We start from the raw sequence: 17,652 nt of genomic DNA, 5'->3' as shown, positions 1-17,652 counted from the left end.
GCTCACTGGCGGCTCTCCTGCAGCGGTGCGGGCTGGGCTGGCGCTGGAATGGCGGCAGGCGCGAGTGCGGTGGGAATACCGGCAGACACTTCATCCACCGGATCCGGCATCAACGCCGGATCCAGCTCGGCCGGCTGCGGCTTGACGAGGGGCTGCCCGGTCTTGCCTGCAGCCTGTGCGGCCAGCCAAGACTGGATATCGTCCGGCGGCACGTCCATCAGACGCAGTGCGCCTTCCATCACCTTGTGGAACACCGGCGCCGATACCAGACCGCCGTAATACACCTTGCCCTGCGGATCGTTGATCACGATGACGGTGGCAAAGCGCGGGCGCGTGGCCGGCACCAGGCCCGCAAACAGCGCGTTGTAATGCCCGCGCTCGTAACCGTTGGCGCCGTTCTTACGTGCGGTACCGGTCTTGCCGGCGACGTGATAGCCCAGGATGGCTGCGCCCTTGGCGCCGCCCTGGGTGACCACGGTTTCCATCATGTCGATGACCTGGCGCGCCACCTCGGGCGTGACCACCTGGCGGGTGTCGTTGTGCTGGCCACGCACGAAGGTCGGCGGAGTCAGCTTGCCGCCATTGCCCAACGTGGCGTACGCCTGCGCAATCTGCAGCGGCGTCACCGACAGGCCATAGCCGTACGACATCGTGGTCTTGGACGGGCCGCTCCAGCGCGCCGGCTGCAGCACCACGCCGGCCGATTCACCGGGGAAACCGCTATGCGGCGCAGTGCCATAACCGAAGTTGCGGATCGACTGATAGAAGGCCTGATCCGGCACCTTGGCCGCGATCTTGGCCGCACCGATATTGGAGCTGCGCGTGATCACGCCGGTGACGTTGAGCACGCCGTTGTTGCGCGGCACATCGCGGATGGTGAAGCGCCCCACGGCCATGTAGCCGGGGTTGGTATCGATGATGGTGTCCTTGGTCACCACGCCGGCCGTCAGCGCGGTGGCCACGGTCAGCGGCTTCATCGTCGAACCCGGCTCGACCAGATCGGTGACCGCGCGGTTGCGGCGCGCCGATGGGTTGATGCCGGTGACCGAATTGGGGTTGTAGGTCGGCAGATTGACCATGGCCAGCACTTCGCCGGTGGCCACGTCCATCACCACCATCGAACCGCCGGCGGCGTTGTTTTCGACCAGCGCGTTGCGCAGTTCCTTGTAAGCCAGGAACTGGATGCGGCGATCGATGCTCAGCGTCAGGTCCTTGCCCGGCTGCGCAGGACGCACCAGATCCACGCTCTCGACAATCGCGCCGCGCGCATCGCGCACCACTTTCTTGGAACCCGGCTTGCCGCGCAGCCATTCGTCGAAGGCCAGCTCCAGCCCTTCCTGGCCGCGATCGTCGATGTTGGTGAAGCCCAGCACATGGGCCATCGCCTCGCCTTGCGGGTAGAAGCGACGGAACTCGCGCTGCGAGAACACACCGGGAATCCTCAACTCCACGATCGCATGCGCCTTGTCCGGATTGATCCGGCGCTGCAGGTACATGAATTCCTTGCCGGCCTTCTGCGCCAGCCTGGCGTTCAACTCGTCCAACGGCTGGCCAAGTGCCTTGGCCAGCTCGGCAATGCGGTCCGAGTTGCGCAGCAGTTCCTGCGGATTGACCCAGATCGATTCCACCGGCGTGGACACCGCCAGAGGCTCGCCATTGCGGTCGGTGATCATGCCGCGCGAAGTGGCGATCGGCAGCTCACGCAGATACCGCGCCTCGCCCTGGCGCTGATAGAAATCGCGATTGACCAGTTGCACGAATGCCGCGCGGCCGATCAGCGTCACCGAGCACAAGCCCAGCGCGATGCCGACCAACGTTAGGCGGCCACGCAGGTTGAAGTTGCTGCGCGCACGGTTGCGGCCGGCTTTCATGGCGCACCTGCCTGTGCGCCACCCTGCGGGCGGCTTGGCCGTGCAAAACGGCTGTCGTGCCGTTTTGTCATGGGCGCACCACCACGATGTCGTTGGTCTCCGGGAACTTCATCCCGATGCGCGCACGCGCGACCTGATCGACCCGATTGCTTTCCGCCCAGGTGGCCTGCTCCAGCTGCAGCCGGCCGAATTCGATATTCAATTCATCGCGCGTGTGTTCGAGCTTGGACAACTGCACGAACAACTTGCGATGCATATGGCGCATGTACACCACACCGATCGCCGAGGCGATGCTGCAGGCAAGCAGCACGATGAGCAACAGGCGGCTCATGGCGCGCTCCCTTGGAGCGCGCTCGGGACCGGGGAAAAACCGACGCCGGCCGCCGAGCCGTCAGCACTGTTCTTGTTCTCCCCGGGTCCCGGGTCCCCGGCCCCCGGTCCCGCCAGCTTTTCAGCCACCCGCAACACCGCACTACGGGCGCGCGGATTGATGCTCAGTTCGTCGAAGTCGGCCTTGATGGCGCCGCTGATCAACTGCAGCGTCGGCACGAAGGGCTGGGCTTCCGGCAGGCGGCGGTTGCTGGGCGGTGCCTTGGCGTAGCGGGCCATGAATTGCTTGACGATGCGGTCTTCAAGCGAATGGAAGCTGATCACCACAAGGCGGCCGCCCGGCTTGAGCGCGCCCAGGGCGGCGTCCAGCCCGGCTTCCAGATCGTCCAGCTCGCGGTTGATGTAGATGCGGATCGCCTGAAAGCTGCGCGTGGCCGGATGGGTCTTGCTGTCGCCGCGCGGCATCACCGAGGCGATCAGGTCGGCCAGTTGCGCGGTGCCCAGCAGCGGCTGTTCAACGCGGCGCGCCACGATGGCGCGTGCGATGCGGCGGCTCTTGCGCTCATCTCCATAGGTCCACAACACATCGGCGATCTCGCGGTCGCTCGCATGCGCCAGCCATTCGGCAGCGCTCTGCCCGGCATCCGGGTCCATGCGCATGTCAAGCGGTCCGTCCTTGCCGAAACTGAAACCGCGCCCGGCCACATCCAGCTGCGGCGAGGACACGCCAAGATCCAGCAGGATCCCGTCGACAGTTGCCGCAGCGACCACCTGGCCGAGACCGGCAAAGCTGCCGCGGTGGATGGCCACGCGCGCATCGCCGCCGAACGTCTGTTCGGCCACCGCGATCGCTTCAGGGTCCTTGTCCATCACCAGCAGTCGACCTCCCGGGCCAAGGTGTTGCAGCACGCCACGAGCATGACCGCCACGCCCGAACGTGCCATCGAGATAGGTTCCGTTTTCGGTCACCTGCAGGCCCTCCAGAACCTGCGTGTACAGCACCGGCACATGGGCCGCCGGCGGCTGCGACACCGGGTGGCCGGGCTGCGCTTCACCGCGCATCCGGGCACCCCGGCTCACAACCTGAGATCGAGCAATTCATCGCCCAGATCCCCGTCAGACAATGTCTGCTGGATCAGTGCGCGATGTGCCTGCTCGCTCCAGAGTTCGAATTTGTCGCCCATGCCCAGCAGCACGGCCTTCTTCTCGATACCGACCGCATTGCGGTGACTGGCCGGAATGCTCAGACGGCCGTTGGCGTCAAGCTCCAGCACGGCCGAAGAACCCACCAGTTTTTGCTGCAGCGTACGGACCACGCGCTGGGTATTGGGCTTGGACATCACATCGTCACGCACCCGCTCCCACTCCTTTTCCGCATACAGCCACAGGCATCCGGCTTCGAACGGGTTGTAGGTGAGGACCAGGCGGTTGCCGCTCACACGCGTGACGAGGTCGCGGTATGCGGTTGGCACCGCCATACGCCCCTTGTCGTCCACCGTGATGGCAGTCTCGCCTTGAAACACCGAATACAACCTCGAAAAACTGCCTGGGGATCATTGAACCACAAAAAACCACAAAAAACCTTTTTTCCCCTCAGTTGCCCACCTTAGCAATGCGCAGAAGGTTGTCAACAACTTTGAAGTCCGCAAATCGCCAGTTGCATCAATGAGTTGCAGCACTCTTTAGAGACTTGTTCAAAGGTTATCCACAAGTTGCTGTTTCGTCTCAGATTTTGAGATTGAACAAAAGTTCAGGGGTGTGAAGGCTATGTAAAATCGACCGTGGTCTCACTTCACATTGAGCCGGCCGCACGTCATCGCTGCGCAAACTGGCGACAATCAGCGGCATGTGTCTGGTCGCTCTCGCCTGGAAAACCCACCCCCGCTGGCGTTTGCTGCTGGCGGGCAACCGCGATGAGTTCCACCAACGCCCAACCGCACCGCTGGCACGTTGGGCGGCGCCGGCCGACACCGTGCTGGCAGGCCGCGATCTGCGCTCGGGTGGCAGTTGGGTGGGCCTGGGCAGCGCCGGCCGCGTCGCGGTGGTGACCAATGTGCGCGACCCGCTCGCCACCGCGTCGGGACGCTCGCGTGGCCATTTGATCGCCGATTACCTGGCCGGCAGCCTGGATGGCGCCGCGTACGCCAGCGATCTGGCAACGGCCGCACACGCATTTCCGCCATTCAACCTATTGCTGAGCGACGCCGAGCGTTGCGAACACCTCAGCAATCACCCGCCGTTGGCGCGCACGCTGGCGCCCGGCATCCACGGCATGTCAAACGGCCCGCTGGACGCGCACTGGCCCAAAACTGCCGCACTAACTATTGCGCTGGACACCTGGTGCGCTACCGACAACGACGACCTGCAGCTGCTGTGGACCGCCCTGGCCAACCCGGTGACCGCGCCCGACGCCGCACTTCCCCACACAGGCGTGGACTTGGACACCGAACGCCTGCTCTCTGCCGCCTTCATCACCGGCCCCAGCTACGGCACCCGCGCCAGCACCATCGTCGCAGTCGACCACCAGGGCAGTGGCTTCATCCACGAACGGCGCTTCGGCCCCAATGGGATATTCGAGGGCGAAACACGACTGGACATCGCCGGCACGCATTGACAACCCGGAATCATGCGCATAGCGTGCGCATAAACTACAGGAGGCCGCTCATGAGCCGTTATTACGATAGCTCCGCGCAAAAGAAGCGGCTGAACCTGACCATCAATGCCGACCTGGCCTACCAGGCCCGCGCGATGACAGGCAACTTGTCGGCGAAAATCGAGGAACTGCTGGCCGAGTACGCCACCAAAGAGCGCGACAGCCACAGCGCCAGAGCGATGGAGTTACAACGCGCGGCGAGCCAATGGAAGACCTTCACCGAAGTGCACGGCTCCTTCGCCGACGAGTTCTGCACGCTATGACCGACCAGTTTGCTGTTTACGCAAACGTCGGCCAGAACAAGCACATTCCCTATGTGGTCGTCGTCCAGTCGAAGATCTTCGACGCCTCACCCCGCCGCGTCGTCGTGCCCCTGGTTCTGAAGTCCGACCACTCCCCGCCCCCCTCCCGTTTCACCCCGGAACTCACGGTTGCCGGCCGCAGCGTCATCCTGCAACCCCTGGAAACGACTTCGGTGCCCCTGGCAGTACTAAACAAGCCCGCCGGCACATTAAAGGATCAAGCCCAAACCATCATCGCCGCCCTTGACGAGCTGTTCACCCGCTCGTTCGGCTAAACGCCAAACAAAAACGCGTCAAACACGGCCGCAACACCGCACACAGCGCCCGCTGCGAGGGCGAAGCCCAAGCCAAGCAACAAAGATCGAAGCAGCAAAAATCGCGCTGATCGCAAACAGCTGAACGCACCGGATAACTCACCGAGTGCAGGCCCCCTTGAGTCAGGGGGGGGCGCGGCAACCGCCGCGGGGGGGGGTTCTGGCATGCCCGGAGCGGGACCCGCGTTTTGTACCGCCAAAGGCGGTACGAAGCGTGGGCACCTTCGAGAAGGGCGAACGCCCGAACGAAGGTGGCGGAGCCGGCCGATAAGCCGGGTTCTGTCGTGGACAGTCATTCGTCTAGGCGCTACGTCACCGCAGCGCTCAAGCAACCTACCCGGATCCAGCGCGGGCCACGCCAATGGATCCCTATTTGGTCTTGCTCCAGGTGGGGTTTGCCGTGCCGGTCCGTTACCGGACTCGCGGTGCGCTCTTACCGCACCATTTCACCCTTACCGGCTCCTCGAAAGGAACGTAGGCGGTATCTTTCTGTTGCACTTTCCGTCGGCTTGCGCCGCCCAGGCGTTACCTGGCACCTTGCCCTATGGAGCCCGGACTTTCCTCGGCACTCTTGCGAGTGACGCGACTGTCTGGCCGACTCCGCCGGGGGCACTATACGCGCTATCGCCAGATCATGCCCTGCCTGCCGTTTTCTTCGGCGTAGAGAACGACGCGTTCAAAATCGTGCACGAACGACCATCCAGTCGCTTCCGCCGGTATCGCGTGCTGCGCGAGCGAAGGAGCCACCGGGCAATAGATCAACAGCGCGACAGCGTCGGCGTACTCGCGATATCGACTGATCTGGCGGTGCTTGCGGCCGATGCACTCCGCTACCTGATCCTTGACCAGGGCAGTTACCTTGAAGTCGCCGCCTGATAGGAGTACTTGCTGATCGGACGGCCACAACTGCACGTGGTTGATGAACGCAGGAAGCCCGCTTCTGATAACAACGTGCGGCTCCTTCATCTCGGCGTGCGGGCAAAGCAGGCACTCGATCCGCTCGACCGCCTCCGGAAGTCGAGGAAGCGGTCGATCATCAAAGCTTATACCCACTCGTACGCCTGGCAAAAGCAGCGCAAGTCGAGGTTTCAGCGCGGCAATCAACTTTTCTCGTGCACGCACCCATACCTTCCCTTCCGAACGCAGCAGTTGCGTGATCTCAAACGCGTAGCTGGAGCCATCAGCAAGGCGAAAGCGAATATCGGCCGCTGGTTCTTTGGGCTGTTCGATTTCACCAACAGGCTTCGGAAATGCGTCTGGCCACACATCCAGGACGCACTGGAACTGACGCAGCTCCAGTGCCTTCTTTTTGCTCTCCGCAGTCTCCGCCTCAGCCATTGCCGCCATACAACGCCTTACGCGGCGCACCGGTCAGCTCGGCGGCGAGCTTGGCAGCCGTCGACGGCGACAGATGTTCGGCAAGTTTGGCGTACACGCGGCGGCCTTCGGCAAGTTGGCCTTCGGCGGCGTCGGCGGCGCCCTGCACCATCACCACGAACTCGCCTTTGCGCTGGTTGTCGTCGGCCTCGACCTTGGCCTGCAGCTCGGCCAGGGTGCCGTCGAGCACGGTTTCGAACAGTTTGGTCAGCTCGCGGGCGATGACCGCCGGGCGCTCGTCGCCGAAGGCGCCGCGCAAGTCGGCCAGCGAGTCGACGATGCGGTGCGAGGATTCGTAAAAGACCAGGGTGCGGGTCTCGCCGGCCAGATGCGCCAGGCGCTCGCGGCGGGAAGCGCTCTTGGCGGGTAGAAACCCTTCGAAGCTGAAGCGGTCGCTCGGCAGGCCGGCCACGCTGAGCGCGGCAATGGCGGCGCAGGCGCCCGGCACCGGGCTGACCCGGATCCCGGCCGCGCGTGCGGCACGCACCAGCTTGAAGCCGGGGTCGCTGACCAGCGGAGTGCCGGCGTCGCTGACGATGGCCAGCGAGTCGCCCTCGCGCAAGCGCGCGACGATGCGCTCGGACATCGCTTCTTCGTTATGGTCGTGCAGGGCCAGCAAGGGGCGGTCTATGCCGAAATGGCCGAGCAGCTGGCGGGTATGGCGGGTGTCTTCGGCGCAGATCGCGGCCACGCCCCGCAGCACCTCCTGCGCACGCGGCGACAGGTCGGCCAGGTTGCCGATCGGCGTGGCGACCACATGCAGGGTTCCAGGGAAGGTCATCAACGGTATTCCGTAAGGCAAAGGGTAGAATCGTAGCGTTTTTAACGGTCCGCCCCTGGCGGGCCACGTCCAATGGATCTGAAATGAACAAGCGTGTTGCAAGGATCTCCGCCCTGTCGCTGCTGGTCATGCTGGCCGCCGGTTGCGCCACCAGCAGCGTCACCCAGACCGCCTCGCCGACGCAGAGCGCCGCGCTGGCGTTGCTGGACCAGGGCAAGCCGCGCGAAACGGCGCAGCAACTGGAAGCCGAAGCGGCCGGTGCCAGCGGTGCGCAGCGCAGCCGCTTGCTGGCCGCGTCCGCGTTCGGCTGGCACGACGCCGGCGATGACGCACGTGCGCGCATGCTGCTGGCGCAGGTCACCCCGCGTCATCTCAGCGGCGAGGACCGCGCCCGCTTCGCGCTGTTGACCGGCGAGCTGGCGGTGATCGACAAGCAGGCCGCGCAAGCGCTGCAGGCACTGGGCGACAGCCCGCAAGGCCTGCCCCAGCCGCTGCAGATCCGCTGGCTGCTGGCACGCGCCGCCGCGCTGGAAGGCACCGGCGACCTGTTCGGGGCCGCCGCCGACCGCGCACGCGCCGATGCCGGCCTGACCGGCACCCCGCGCAGCGAGAACCAGCGCGCGATCGTGCGCCTGCTCGCCGTGCTCGACGATGCCACGTTGAAGGGCCGCACCGCCGCGCTGCCAGCCGGCGACCCGCTGTACAACTTCGCCGGCCTCGCCTTGATCAGCCGCGGGCTGGCGCTGCCGCGTGCGTTCGAGCGTGATGCGCAGTGGGGCTTCGACACCAGCAAGCGCCCGCCGGCCGAGCGCGATGGCTATCGTCCGCCGATCAAGCTAGGCGTACTGCTGCCGCTCAGCGGCAATCTGGCGACCGCCTCGGCGCCGGTGCGCGACGGCCTGCTGGCCGGTTACTACGCCGAAACCCGCCGCCGCCCGGAACTACGCTTCTTCGATACCGCCGGCACCGCAGCCGGCGCCAATGCCGCCTACGACAAGGCGGTGAGCGCCGGGGTCGATTACGTGGTCGGCCCACTGGGTCGCGACGAAGTCAGCGCCGTGTTTGCGCGTGGCCAACTAGCGGTGCCGGTGCTGGCGCTCAACCGCCCCACCGACAACAAGGCCCCGCCCAGCGGCAGCGCCGGGTTTTCGTTGGCGCCGGAAGACGACGGCATCATGGCCGCCGAATACCTGCTCGCGCGCGAGCGCCGCAACGTGCTGATCGTCGGTACCAGCGACGACAACGGCAAGCGCACCATCACGGCCTTCCGCGAGCGCTTCACCGAACGCGGCGGCACGGTGGCCGGCAGCATCAGCGTGGCCGAGGTGCCGGGCGATCTCGGAGCGCAGCTGCGCAACTACGGCAGCGCCGATGCGGTCTTCCTGGCCGTGCGCGGCAACACCGCGCGGGCGCTGGCACCACAGTTGACCTTGAGCGGATTCGCCGGCAAATCGCGCGTGGGCACCTCGCAGTTGGTGGCCGGAACCGGCAAGGTCGAAGACGATCTGGCGCTGGACGGCATCATCTACCCAAGCGAAACCTGGACCGCCCTGGGCGTGTCCGGCCTGCCGGCCTCCACCCAAGTCGCCAGCACGCTGCCCAGCGCGCGCGGGCCGGGCGCTCGCCTGTTCGCATTCGGCTACGACGCCTGGAAGATCAGCGGGTATCTGGAAAAGCTGACTACCGGCGCCGATGGCGGGCTGCGCGGTGCGACCGGCACCTTGCATCTGGACGGCTTCGGCAACGTGCTGCGTACACCGGCGTGGTCCACCTTCAGCGGGGGTCGCCCGGTGCCGATCGCAGACGGCCGCTAACGCCATGCCGGCAGCGCGTCAACAGCGTGGTGCGGCGGTGGAAGCGCTGGCACGCGCGGTGCTGGAGCAGGCCGGCCTGCGGCTGGTCGTCGGCAATGCCAACTACCGCGGCGGCGAACTCGATCTGGTGATGTGCGACGGGCAGGCGCTGGTGTTCGTGGAAGTGCGTTATCGACGCGACACCCGTTTCGGCGGTGGTGCTGCATCGGTGGACCGGCGCAAGCGCCGCAAACTGGTGCTTGCCGCGCAATTGTTTCTTGCCTATCACCCGGTACTGGCGACATTGCCGTGCCGCTTCGATGTGGTCGAAGCCAGCGGCGAGCCGCCGTCGCTGAATTGGATACGCGACGCCTTCCGCGCCGACGATTGCTGACAACGACCCACGCTCGATGCCCAACATCATCACCCACGCTGCCGTGCCGATGGCGCTCTGGTGCGCCAGTGAACGCGGCCGCCTCTGGCCGCGCTTGCTCGGCGCCGGCATCGTTGCGGCGAGGTTGCAGGACGCCGATGTGCTGGCGTTCGCGTTGCATATTCTGTCTGCGGATGTGTTAGGCCATCGCGGTGCCAATCACTCGTTAGTGTTCGCCGCATTGATTGCGCTTCTGGGTCGCGTTGCGTATCGCATCTTGTGTGCCGATGGGTTGCAGGCCGCAGCGTTTTTGTTCGTCTGCACCGCATCGCATCACGTGCTGGATGCGCTGACGTCAGGTGGCCTTGGCGTTGCGCTGATGTGGCCATGGAGCGAGGCGCGCTGGTTTGCACCGTGGCGGCCGAGTCGCGTATCTCCGTTCGCCAACGGTTTTTTCAATGCGCGCGGCCTTGCCACGCTGCTCTCCGAGCTGCGCTGGGTCTGGCTGCCGCTTACCGTCGCAGTGCGGGGATGGACATGCATCCAGCGCGCGGCACCACAGGACCACCTGTCATGACCGATGTGCTCCCCACCGCGCTTGCCGAATTGCTGGCCACGCGACTTGGCTCCGATGGCTGGTTGACCAGCGCCGACACGCGCCGCCGTTATGGCGAAGATGATTCGCGCTGCTGGGCATTGCCCGCCGCCATCGCCTTGCCACGCGATACCGATGACGTGGTCGCCATCGTGCAGGCCTGTCGCGCGCATGGCGTACCGATCGTAGCGCGTGGCGCGGGCACCGGCACCACCGGTGCCGCAGTACCGTTTTCCGGCGGCGTGGTGGTGACGATGGCGCGCATGAATCGCATCCTTGCACTGCGCCCGGCGGATCGCTGCGCCATCGTGCAACCCGGCCTGCTCAATGGCGAGTTGCAGCAGGCCTTGCAGCCCCACGGCTTGTTCTGGCCACCGGATCCGTCCAGCGCGGACATATGCAGTGTCGGCGGTAATCTCGCCACCAATGCCGGCGGCCCGCGCGCAGTGAAATACGGCGCCACCCGCGACAACGTGCTCGGCCTGGTGGCGGTCACCGGCACCGGCGATGTGATCCACTGCGGCGGCGCCTATACGAAAAATTCAACAGGCTACGACCTCACGCATTTGCTGGTCGGCAGCGAAGGCACCTTGGCAATCATCGTCGAAGCGACGTTGAAACTGACTCCGCGCGCGATTGCACAAGCCGGCTTACGCGCGCTGTATCGCGATGCCTCCAGCGCTGCTGCTGCGGTATCGCGCGTGATGGCGCAACCGGCCACGCCGACGATGCTGGAATTCATGGATGCCAGCGCCATTGCCTTATTGCGACGCAACGGCTGCGATGTGCCCGAGGCCGGCGCGATGTTGCTGATCGAAGCCGACGGTGATCACGACACCTTGCCGTACGCATTGCAGGCTTTGCACGCCGCCGCCGATGGCGAGGGCGCGCTGGCACTGAATGTAGCCGCCGATGGCAGCGCGCGCGACAAGTTGTGGGCCGCACGACGCGCGCTATCGCCGGCATTGCGCACGATCAAACCCGGCAAGATCAACGAAGACGTAGTGGTGCCGGTGTCGCGTATTCCCGAGCTGGTGGCCGGCGTGGAAGCGCTGGCGGCAGAATTCGCATTACCCATTGTGGCCTTTGGGCATGCCGGCAACGGCAACCTGCACGTCAACATCATGTACGACCCGGCCGATGCCGACGAAGACGCACGCGCGCACGCCGCATTGCCGCGCCTGTTTACGCTGGTGCTGGCCTTGGAGGGCACACTCTCCGGCGAACACGGCATCGGCGTGGCCAAGCGCGATTTCATGACACAGGCCTTCAGCGCACCGACGCTGGCAGCGATGCGTGCGATCAAGGCTGCGCTGGACCCGGATGGAATCCTGAATCCGGGTAAGGTGCTGCCTTCTGTAGAAAGTTCTTCGTCGCTGGTCCGACTCAAGTTCCAAGTGCAACACTGATCCACTGCAAACCCGCGTTTCTGTCACATCACCTGCGCGCGCAACCTCAATGTAATCAATGACCTACAAGTCCAGCCCTGCGAGCTATGCAAGCATTCGATTTATCGATGTGGTGCACTTGATTCTTGAGACCACCCCACACCATCACCAACCACCGGCGGCAGGTCCGGGGCGATCTGCACCAACGTGCGCGCCACCGCACCCTTGCCGTTGGCAACCAGCGCCAGACCTGCGGCAACCATTGCCTCACGTTGGGCCGGGTCGCCGAGCAGACGCGCAAGATCGCGATACACGCAATCGGCGTCCTCGCAGATGGCGACCGCATCGGCCTCGCGCATGCGCCGCGAAATCTCCGAGAAATTGTGCAGATGCGGGCCGGTCACTGCCGGCGTGCCGACCGCCGCCGGTTCGAGCAGGTTGTGCCCGCCGATCGGCTGCAGACTGCCGCCGACGAAGGCGACCTGCGCGCAGGCATAGAAGCTTATCAGCTCGCCCAGCGTATCGATGACGAACACGGTGTCGCGCGCCTGCGGCCACTGCTGGGTTTTGCGCGTGGACACGGACCACCCACGCTCGCGCGCCAGTGCCTCGACCTTTGGAAAACGCTCGGGATGCCGCGGCGCCCACAACACCAACAGATCGGGAAACTGCAGCAGCAGGCGCGCATGAATGTCAGCCACGGCCGCTTCCTCGCCTTCATGCGTGCTGGCGGCAATCCACACAGGTCGCGTTGCCGGCACGTAGGTATGGAACTGCGCGACCAAGGCCTGCAACTGCGCGGGTGCGGCGATATCGAATTTGAGATTGCCCAGCGCGATCACTTGATCGGCGCGCGCGCCCAGCGTGAGAAAACGTTCGGCGTCGTCGTACGACTGGGCCGCCACGCAAGTGACGGTGCGCAACGCGCGGCTGAGCAGCGGCGCCAGCACGCGGTAACCGCGCAGCGACCGCGCCGACAACCGCGCGTTGAGAATGTACACCGGAATGTTGCGGTCGCGGCAACCGAACAACATGTTCGGCCACAGCTCGGTTTCCAGAATGAGGGCCAGACGCGGGCGGAAATGCTCCAGAAACCGGCTCACGCTGCCGGGCACGTCGTAGGGCAGATACACATGGTCCACCGCATCGCCCCACACCGCGCGCACGCGCTCGGAGCCGGTGGGCGTGATAGTGGTGATGACCCAACGGATATCCGGGCGCTGCGCACGCAAGGCATTGACCAGCGGCGCGGCGGCGTTGACCTCGCCCACCGACACCGCATGCACCCACACCCGCGGGCGACCGCAGGCATGCGTGTAGGAGGCATAGCGCTCGTTCCAGCGATTGAAGTATTCGCGCACGCGAAAACCGCGCCACACCAAGTGGTACACCGTCACCGGCAGCAACAGGTACAACAGCGCCGAGTACAGCCCGCGCAACAGCCATTCGATCGGGTCTTTCCGCATGCATGCAGGATACGGGAGCGCCCACACGTGCGCATGTGCACGCTGCCCGGTGCGCGCGATCCCTTAGAATTAGCTGATGTCCCAGTCCGCCAACGTCGCCGTCCGCCCTTCCCTGCGCAATCCCAAGCACTGGCCGATGTATCTAGGCCTTGCCGCGATGGTGCTGGCCGGGCGCCTGCCCTGGATGCTGCAACGCGCGTTGGGCCGCGGTGTCGGCTGGCTCACCATGCGCCTGGCGGGCACGCGTCGGCGCGCTGCCGAGGTCAATCTCAAATTGTGCTTTCCCGAACAGGACGATGCCTGGCGAGCGCGGCTGTTACGTGACAGTTTCGATGCGCTGGGCGTGGGTCTGTTCGAATTTGCACGCGCCTGGTGGGGCAGTATCGATGCCGTTCGACCCGGCGTGCAGATCGAAGGCCTGGAGCATCTGCAACGTCTGCAGGAACAAAAGCTCGGCGTACTGCTGGTGTCCGGGCACTTCATGACGCTGGAAATGTGCGGGCGGCTGCTCTGCGATCACGTGCCGCTGGCCGGCATGTACCGCAAGCACCGAAACCCGGTGTTCGAGTGGGCGGTCAAACGCGGGCGGCTGCGCTATGCCACGCACATGTTCGCCAACGAGGATCTGCGCGCCACCATCAAGCACCTCAAGCGCGGCGGTTTTCTGTGGTACGCGCCGGATCAGGACATGCGCGGCAAGGACACCGTGTTCGTGCCGTTTTTCGGGCATCCGGCCTCCACCATCACTGCCACGCATCAGCTGGCGCGGCTGACCGGTTGCGCGGTGGTGCCGTACTTCCATCGGCGCGAAGGTGGCCGTTACCTCCTCAAGATCGCACCGCCGTTGGCAGGTATTCCATCAGACGATGCGATCGCCGATACCACGCAGGTCAATGCGGCGATCGAGGACATGGTGCGCGATGCGCCGGACCAGTACCTATGGATCCATCGGCGCTTCAAACGCCAACCGGGTGGGCGCAGCGGTTTTTATCGGTGATGCATGCTGGTTGATCGGATACATGCGATGCGTGCATCCACCGCGCGCGGCTTCACCTCATGAAGTGCGTTAGCGCAACGGCGGCTGATCTGCGTCGTCGTTGAGCAAGGCACCGGCATACAAGCCGGCCAGCATTAGGCTCAGGCCACCCCAGAAGCTTGAATAGAACGCAAGATGCGTGTTGAGCGGGAATACAGTTGCCACCAATGCGATCATTGCCGGACGTGCCTGCTCGCGCGCCGCCACGCTGCAATAGCGCCACGCACGCCAAGCATGCGCCGCCCCGGCCAGCCACAGCAGCAAACCGATCACGCCGGTTTCGGCAAGAATTTCCAGCACGATCTGATGCGCATGAAAGGCCGGCCCGTCGCCCCAGGCCGGCGCCTGCGCGGGTGCCGGATTGCAGGCAGGATACGCCTGACGAAACCCGCGTGCACCCACCCCATTGAGCGGATGCGCGCGGATCATGCACAGCGCAGCGCCCCAGATCTGCGCACGCCCGGACAAGGCCTGGTCCACGCCTTGTTCGCCATTGCTGAAAGCCAACGCGGTGCGCTGAATCCGCTCGCGTGCCTGCGGCGTCACCGCAACCACACCGACCGCCAACAGCGCGCCGACTACCACTACCGCCAGAAGGCGGCGGCCGCCCAGCAACTGCCAGCCGGACAACAACACGATCACGCCGTAGGTGATCCACGACGCGCGCGATCCGGCCAATACCAGCACCACACCGACCGCCGCTGCGGCGCCCGCCCAGGCCCAGGCAGCGCGTCGCCCAAGCGCAAGCAGCAAAAAGGGCGACAGACTGGCCAGGGTTTGCCCGAACTTGAGATTGCACGGGCCCAACACGCCGCTGAGGCGGTCGACCAGGGCCAGTTCTTCCGCCGTGCACAGGCCATGCCCGCTGATCAGGCGCTTGATCTGATCCAGGCCGAAGAACAACGGGCTGCTGCCGAACGCGGCCTGCAGCAGCGCATCCAGCGTCCACACCCCGCCGATGACCGCCAGGCCAGTGAAGGTGCGGCGCCGCCGCTGCGCATTGGCCACCGCGATCGCGCACAACCACATGAAAGGCAGATAGCGCAGATCGGTGGCCGATTTACGCAGCGCGCGCCCCACGTCCACCGAATCGAACGCCGACAGGATCTGCGGCAACCAATACGCGAAGAACAACACACTGGTCAGCGCCCAGGCCGCGCCACTAAGCAGTCGCGTGCCGCCACGGAAACGCGCGTGCAACAAGCGATACGCAGCGAACAGTGCGCCCAGCGACAACACGGTTTCAGCCAGCCCGGGCGTGGGCCATAGCGCCACGAACAGCATCACCCATAGCGTTGCCCAGCGACCAGCATCGGGCGTCAACACAGGTGCGGGTGGGATGGCCTCAGCGGCGGAGTTCGTCATAGACCTTCAGGGTGGCCGATTGCATGGCCTGTAACGTATAGGGCAGCGCCACTGGCGGTGTCGGCGCCTGCCGCAGCATGCGCAGCGCCTGTGCGCACAGCGCCTGAGCATCGAACGCCGGCACCGCGCCCGCAGGCTGCAGTTCGGCCAGTAACTCGCCGACGCCACCGTGCGCCCAACCCAACACCGGCCGGCCTACCGACAAAGCCTCCACCACGGTGCGGCCGAAGGCCTCGGGCTTGCGCGACAGCTGCAGCACCAGATCGCTGGCGGCATAGGCCTCGGCGATGCGTGCGGTGGGTTCGGTGAAGGCGACCGCCCCGGCGACACCCAGTCTGGCCGCCCCGGTTTCTAGCTCTTGCAGGTAAGCTTCGCGCCCCGGCTCACGCGCGCCCGGCAGCCACAACCAGGCCGGCACGCCGGCAGCGCGCACGTCGGCGAGCAATTGCAGGCCGTCGGCATGTCCCTTCAGGCGCGTGCCGCGTCCGGGCAGCAGCAGCAATGGCACATCGGCCGGCAAGCCGGGTAACAGCGTCTGCCCCCACTTGCGCGCGCGGCGATCGGGGTGCGGACGACGCGGAAATTGCGCGATATCTGCACCGCGCGGGATCGTGCGCAGGCGCGAGGTATCGGTCTGCGGATAGTGGGTGCAGACGTAGTCGCGCACCGTCTGCGAGACGCAGATCACCCGCTCGCCATACGTCATCACCGCACTGTAGCGGCTGGGCGAATTGAGCCCATGCACGGTGGTGACAAAGCGCGGCCGCGTCGCCTGCGGCATGCCGCGCAACGCGTACCAGCCCAGCCAGGCCGGCAGGCGCGAACGCGCATGCACGATGTCGGCGCCGAGTTCGGCAAATAGCCGGCGTAAGCCGACCACATAACGCAATGTCAGCAGCGACTTGCGCCCGATATCCAGGGTGAGATGTTCGCCGCCCACATCCAGCAGCGGCTGGACCAAGCGACCGCCGGCCGAGACGACCACGGCTCGGTGGCCGGCGCCCACCAGCGCAGCGGCGATTTCCAGGGTGGAGCGCTCGACGCCGCCTGACTGCAACGCCGGCAGCAGTTGCACCACGGTCAGGCGGTGCATTCTGCGAAATCAGTCGGCGAGCACGAACAACGCGCCGCAATACGGGCACTTGGCTTCGCAGTTGGGCTCGTCTTCGATCGGCAGGTACACGCGCGGATGCGAGTTCCACAGCGCCATCTGCGGCGTCGGGCAGCTCAGCGGCAGATCGCCGCGATGCACAGTGTAGCGCGATTCGGCATTGGCGGGCGCGGTGGCGGTCTGGCTCATGGCGGTGGAGACACGGCGGAAGGAACTCGGAATTCTAGCAGCTTGCCCCATCCGCGCAGCGGTCCTGCCGATGGCGCACCTACCTTGTCCTGGTTTGTCTACATCTATCGGATTGATGCCCGACCCAGGGCGGCCTCAAGACTCACGTGCAACACGTGATGTGAACGTTGCGAGTTCGTCTTGCATTGCCTCGCTGGGGGTTTTGCAGCCCAGGGTTTTCCGTGGACGGGTGTTCATCAGTCAGGCGATGTGAGTGAGGTATTCCTGACTGATGCCAGACAGGTCCGCTCCTTTGGGCAGCAACTGGCGAAGCAAGCCGTTGGTACTGTCGTTGCTAGCGCGCTGCCAGGGCGCATGCGGGTCGGCAAACCACACCAGCTCGGCGTAGCGCGTCAGTTCGGTCCCGCGATCATAGGTCAGGCTCGTTTGCATCGAGGCAGGAAGCGTTTTCATCTGGCGGGTAACCCCCTTCCAGCGCATCTGCCGCCGTGCAGCCATCCATCCGGCACAGCACCACAAAGTGCGTCTTGCTCCACCAACGTGCCGACGCAGGACCGATTGAATGCGCCCTTGATCAAATCGCCTTCCCAATGCCCGGCAACCAAACGCTGCTGCACCTCCTGCTGGGGTGAACCGCTCCGGGAATATGGGAGGCTGTTTGGTTTGAGTCACGCCGCTTCGGCGTAACCGGCCGGCCTGTTGTCGATA

Annotated in this window: 18 protein-coding genes, 1 other RNA gene and 1 pseudogene; 8 read left to right on the top strand and 12 right to left on the bottom strand. The window is 65.3% G+C overall.

Annotation, left to right across the window (positions count from 1 at the left end):
• Positions 1-2 precede the first annotated feature (2 nt).
• The 4 genes from XpopCFBP1817_RS04460 to mraZ form a co-directional block, all read right to left on the bottom strand.
• On the bottom strand, positions 3-1,871 hold the full coding sequence (locus XpopCFBP1817_RS04460) for a peptidoglycan D,D-transpeptidase FtsI family protein (RefSeq protein WP_128416163.1): 1,869 nt from the start codon (positions 1,869-1,871) through the stop codon (positions 3-5).
• 67 nt (positions 1,872-1,938) lie between these two features.
• Complete coding sequence (ftsL, locus tag XpopCFBP1817_RS04455; protein WP_005991913.1) at positions 1,939-2,202, bottom strand: cell division protein FtsL; 264 nt, start codon at positions 2,200-2,202, stop codon at positions 1,939-1,941.
• Positions 2,199-3,263: a 16S rRNA (cytosine(1402)-N(4))-methyltransferase RsmH gene (gene rsmH / locus XpopCFBP1817_RS04450; RefSeq protein ID WP_244171055.1), complete on the bottom strand. Its 1,065-nt coding sequence runs from the start codon at positions 3,261-3,263 to the stop codon at positions 2,199-2,201. The genes ftsL and rsmH overlap by 4 nt, the downstream gene beginning before the upstream one ends.
• A gap of 14 nt (positions 3,264-3,277) precedes the next feature.
• Positions 3,278-3,733 carry a division/cell wall cluster transcriptional repressor MraZ gene (gene mraZ / locus XpopCFBP1817_RS04445; RefSeq protein WP_016903087.1) on the bottom strand — a complete coding sequence of 152 codons (456 nt, stop codon included), beginning with the start codon at positions 3,731-3,733 and terminating at the stop codon, positions 3,278-3,280.
• A gap of 314 nt (positions 3,734-4,047) precedes the next feature.
• Between mraZ and XpopCFBP1817_RS04440 the strand changes: the two genes are divergently transcribed.
• From XpopCFBP1817_RS04440 to XpopCFBP1817_RS04430, 3 genes are read left to right on the top strand one after another with little or no spacing between them, the layout of a single operon-like run.
• Complete coding sequence (locus XpopCFBP1817_RS04440) at positions 4,048-4,815, top strand: NRDE family protein (protein ID WP_128416162.1); 768 nt, start codon at positions 4,048-4,050, stop codon at positions 4,813-4,815.
• A gap of 50 nt (positions 4,816-4,865) precedes the next feature.
• The gene (locus XpopCFBP1817_RS04435; protein WP_167393827.1) at positions 4,866-5,117 is read left to right on the top strand and encodes a type II toxin-antitoxin system CcdA family antitoxin; all 252 of its coding nucleotides are present in this window, start codon (positions 4,866-4,868) and stop codon (positions 5,115-5,117) included.
• The gene (locus XpopCFBP1817_RS04430; protein WP_128416160.1) at positions 5,114-5,431 is read left to right on the top strand and encodes a CcdB family protein; all 318 of its coding nucleotides are present in this window, start codon (positions 5,114-5,116) and stop codon (positions 5,429-5,431) included. Before XpopCFBP1817_RS04435 ends, XpopCFBP1817_RS04430 begins: the two co-directional genes overlap by 4 nt.
• A gap of 291 nt (positions 5,432-5,722) precedes the next feature.
• Here XpopCFBP1817_RS04430 and rnpB read toward each other — a convergent pair.
• From rnpB to rsmI, 3 genes are all read right to left on the bottom strand, one after another.
• Positions 5,723-6,072: RNase P RNA component class A (rnpB, locus tag XpopCFBP1817_RS04425), an RNA gene on the bottom strand.
• 19 nt (positions 6,073-6,091) lie between these two features.
• Positions 6,092-6,319 (bottom strand): hypothetical protein, encoded by a 228-nt coding sequence (locus XpopCFBP1817_RS23690; RefSeq protein ID WP_208619537.1) that lies wholly within the window; start codon positions 6,317-6,319, stop codon positions 6,092-6,094.
• 481 nt (positions 6,320-6,800) lie between these two features.
• The gene (gene rsmI / locus XpopCFBP1817_RS04415) at positions 6,801-7,628 is read right to left on the bottom strand and encodes a 16S rRNA (cytidine(1402)-2'-O)-methyltransferase (RefSeq protein WP_128416158.1); all 828 of its coding nucleotides are present in this window, start codon (positions 7,626-7,628) and stop codon (positions 6,801-6,803) included.
• 83 nt (positions 7,629-7,711) lie between these two features.
• Here rsmI and XpopCFBP1817_RS04410 point away from each other — a divergent pair, with 83 nt between their 5' ends.
• From XpopCFBP1817_RS04410 to XpopCFBP1817_RS04395, 4 genes are read left to right on the top strand one after another with little or no spacing between them, the layout of a single operon-like run.
• Positions 7,712-9,442 carry a penicillin-binding protein activator gene (locus XpopCFBP1817_RS04410; protein WP_128416157.1) on the top strand — a complete coding sequence of 577 codons (1,731 nt, stop codon included), beginning with the start codon at positions 7,712-7,714 and terminating at the stop codon, positions 9,440-9,442.
• A gap of 4 nt (positions 9,443-9,446) precedes the next feature.
• On the top strand, positions 9,447-9,815 hold the full coding sequence (locus XpopCFBP1817_RS04405) for a YraN family protein (RefSeq protein ID WP_128416156.1): 369 nt from the start codon (positions 9,447-9,449) through the stop codon (positions 9,813-9,815).
• A gap of 16 nt (positions 9,816-9,831) precedes the next feature.
• The gene (locus XpopCFBP1817_RS04400) at positions 9,832-10,371 is read left to right on the top strand and encodes a metal-dependent hydrolase (protein ID WP_128416155.1); all 540 of its coding nucleotides are present in this window, start codon (positions 9,832-9,834) and stop codon (positions 10,369-10,371) included.
• Positions 10,368-11,798 carry an FAD-binding oxidoreductase gene (locus XpopCFBP1817_RS04395; RefSeq protein ID WP_128416154.1) on the top strand — a complete coding sequence of 477 codons (1,431 nt, stop codon included), beginning with the start codon at positions 10,368-10,370 and terminating at the stop codon, positions 11,796-11,798. The genes XpopCFBP1817_RS04400 and XpopCFBP1817_RS04395 overlap by 4 nt, the downstream gene beginning before the upstream one ends.
• 101 nt (positions 11,799-11,899) lie before the next feature.
• On the opposite strand, the gene waaA is transcribed toward XpopCFBP1817_RS04395, so the two are convergent.
• Positions 11,900-13,243 carry a lipid IV(A) 3-deoxy-D-manno-octulosonic acid transferase gene (gene waaA, locus XpopCFBP1817_RS04390; protein ID WP_128416153.1) on the bottom strand — a complete coding sequence of 448 codons (1,344 nt, stop codon included), beginning with the start codon at positions 13,241-13,243 and terminating at the stop codon, positions 11,900-11,902.
• A 76-nt stretch (positions 13,244-13,319) separates the two neighbouring features.
• Between waaA and XpopCFBP1817_RS04385 the strand changes: the two genes are divergently transcribed.
• On the top strand, positions 13,320-14,240 hold the full coding sequence (locus XpopCFBP1817_RS04385) for an LpxL/LpxP family Kdo(2)-lipid IV(A) lauroyl/palmitoleoyl acyltransferase (RefSeq protein ID WP_128416152.1): 921 nt from the start codon (positions 13,320-13,322) through the stop codon (positions 14,238-14,240).
• Positions 14,241-14,309: 69 nt separating this feature from the next.
• Here XpopCFBP1817_RS04385 and XpopCFBP1817_RS04380 read toward each other — a convergent pair whose 3' ends face one another.
• The 4 genes and pseudogenes from XpopCFBP1817_RS04380 to XpopCFBP1817_RS04365 form a co-directional block, all read right to left on the bottom strand.
• The gene (locus XpopCFBP1817_RS04380; RefSeq protein WP_128416151.1) at positions 14,310-15,644 is read right to left on the bottom strand and encodes an O-antigen ligase family protein; all 1,335 of its coding nucleotides are present in this window, start codon (positions 15,642-15,644) and stop codon (positions 14,310-14,312) included.
• Positions 15,625-16,737, bottom strand: a complete 1,113-nt coding sequence (locus XpopCFBP1817_RS04375; RefSeq protein ID WP_128416150.1) for a glycosyltransferase — start codon at positions 16,735-16,737, stop codon at positions 15,625-15,627. The genes XpopCFBP1817_RS04380 and XpopCFBP1817_RS04375 overlap by 20 nt, the downstream gene beginning before the upstream one ends.
• Before the next feature lie 9 nt (positions 16,738-16,746).
• Positions 16,747-16,944 carry a zinc-finger domain-containing protein gene (locus XpopCFBP1817_RS04370; RefSeq protein WP_006451050.1) on the bottom strand — a complete coding sequence of 66 codons (198 nt, stop codon included), beginning with the start codon at positions 16,942-16,944 and terminating at the stop codon, positions 16,747-16,749.
• 135 nt (positions 16,945-17,079) lie between these two features.
• Positions 17,080-17,567 (bottom strand): annotated as a pseudogene (locus tag XpopCFBP1817_RS04365) (IS30 family transposase); the annotation flags it as partial.
• Between the last annotated feature and the right edge of the window lie 85 nt (positions 17,568-17,652).

Source organism: Xanthomonas populi (assembly GCF_002940065.1).
Lineage (GTDB): Bacteria > Pseudomonadota > Gammaproteobacteria > Xanthomonadales > Xanthomonadaceae > Xanthomonas > Xanthomonas populi.
Note: the sequence above shows the minus strand (reverse complement) of the source record. Positions and strands in the feature narration are given on the sequence as shown.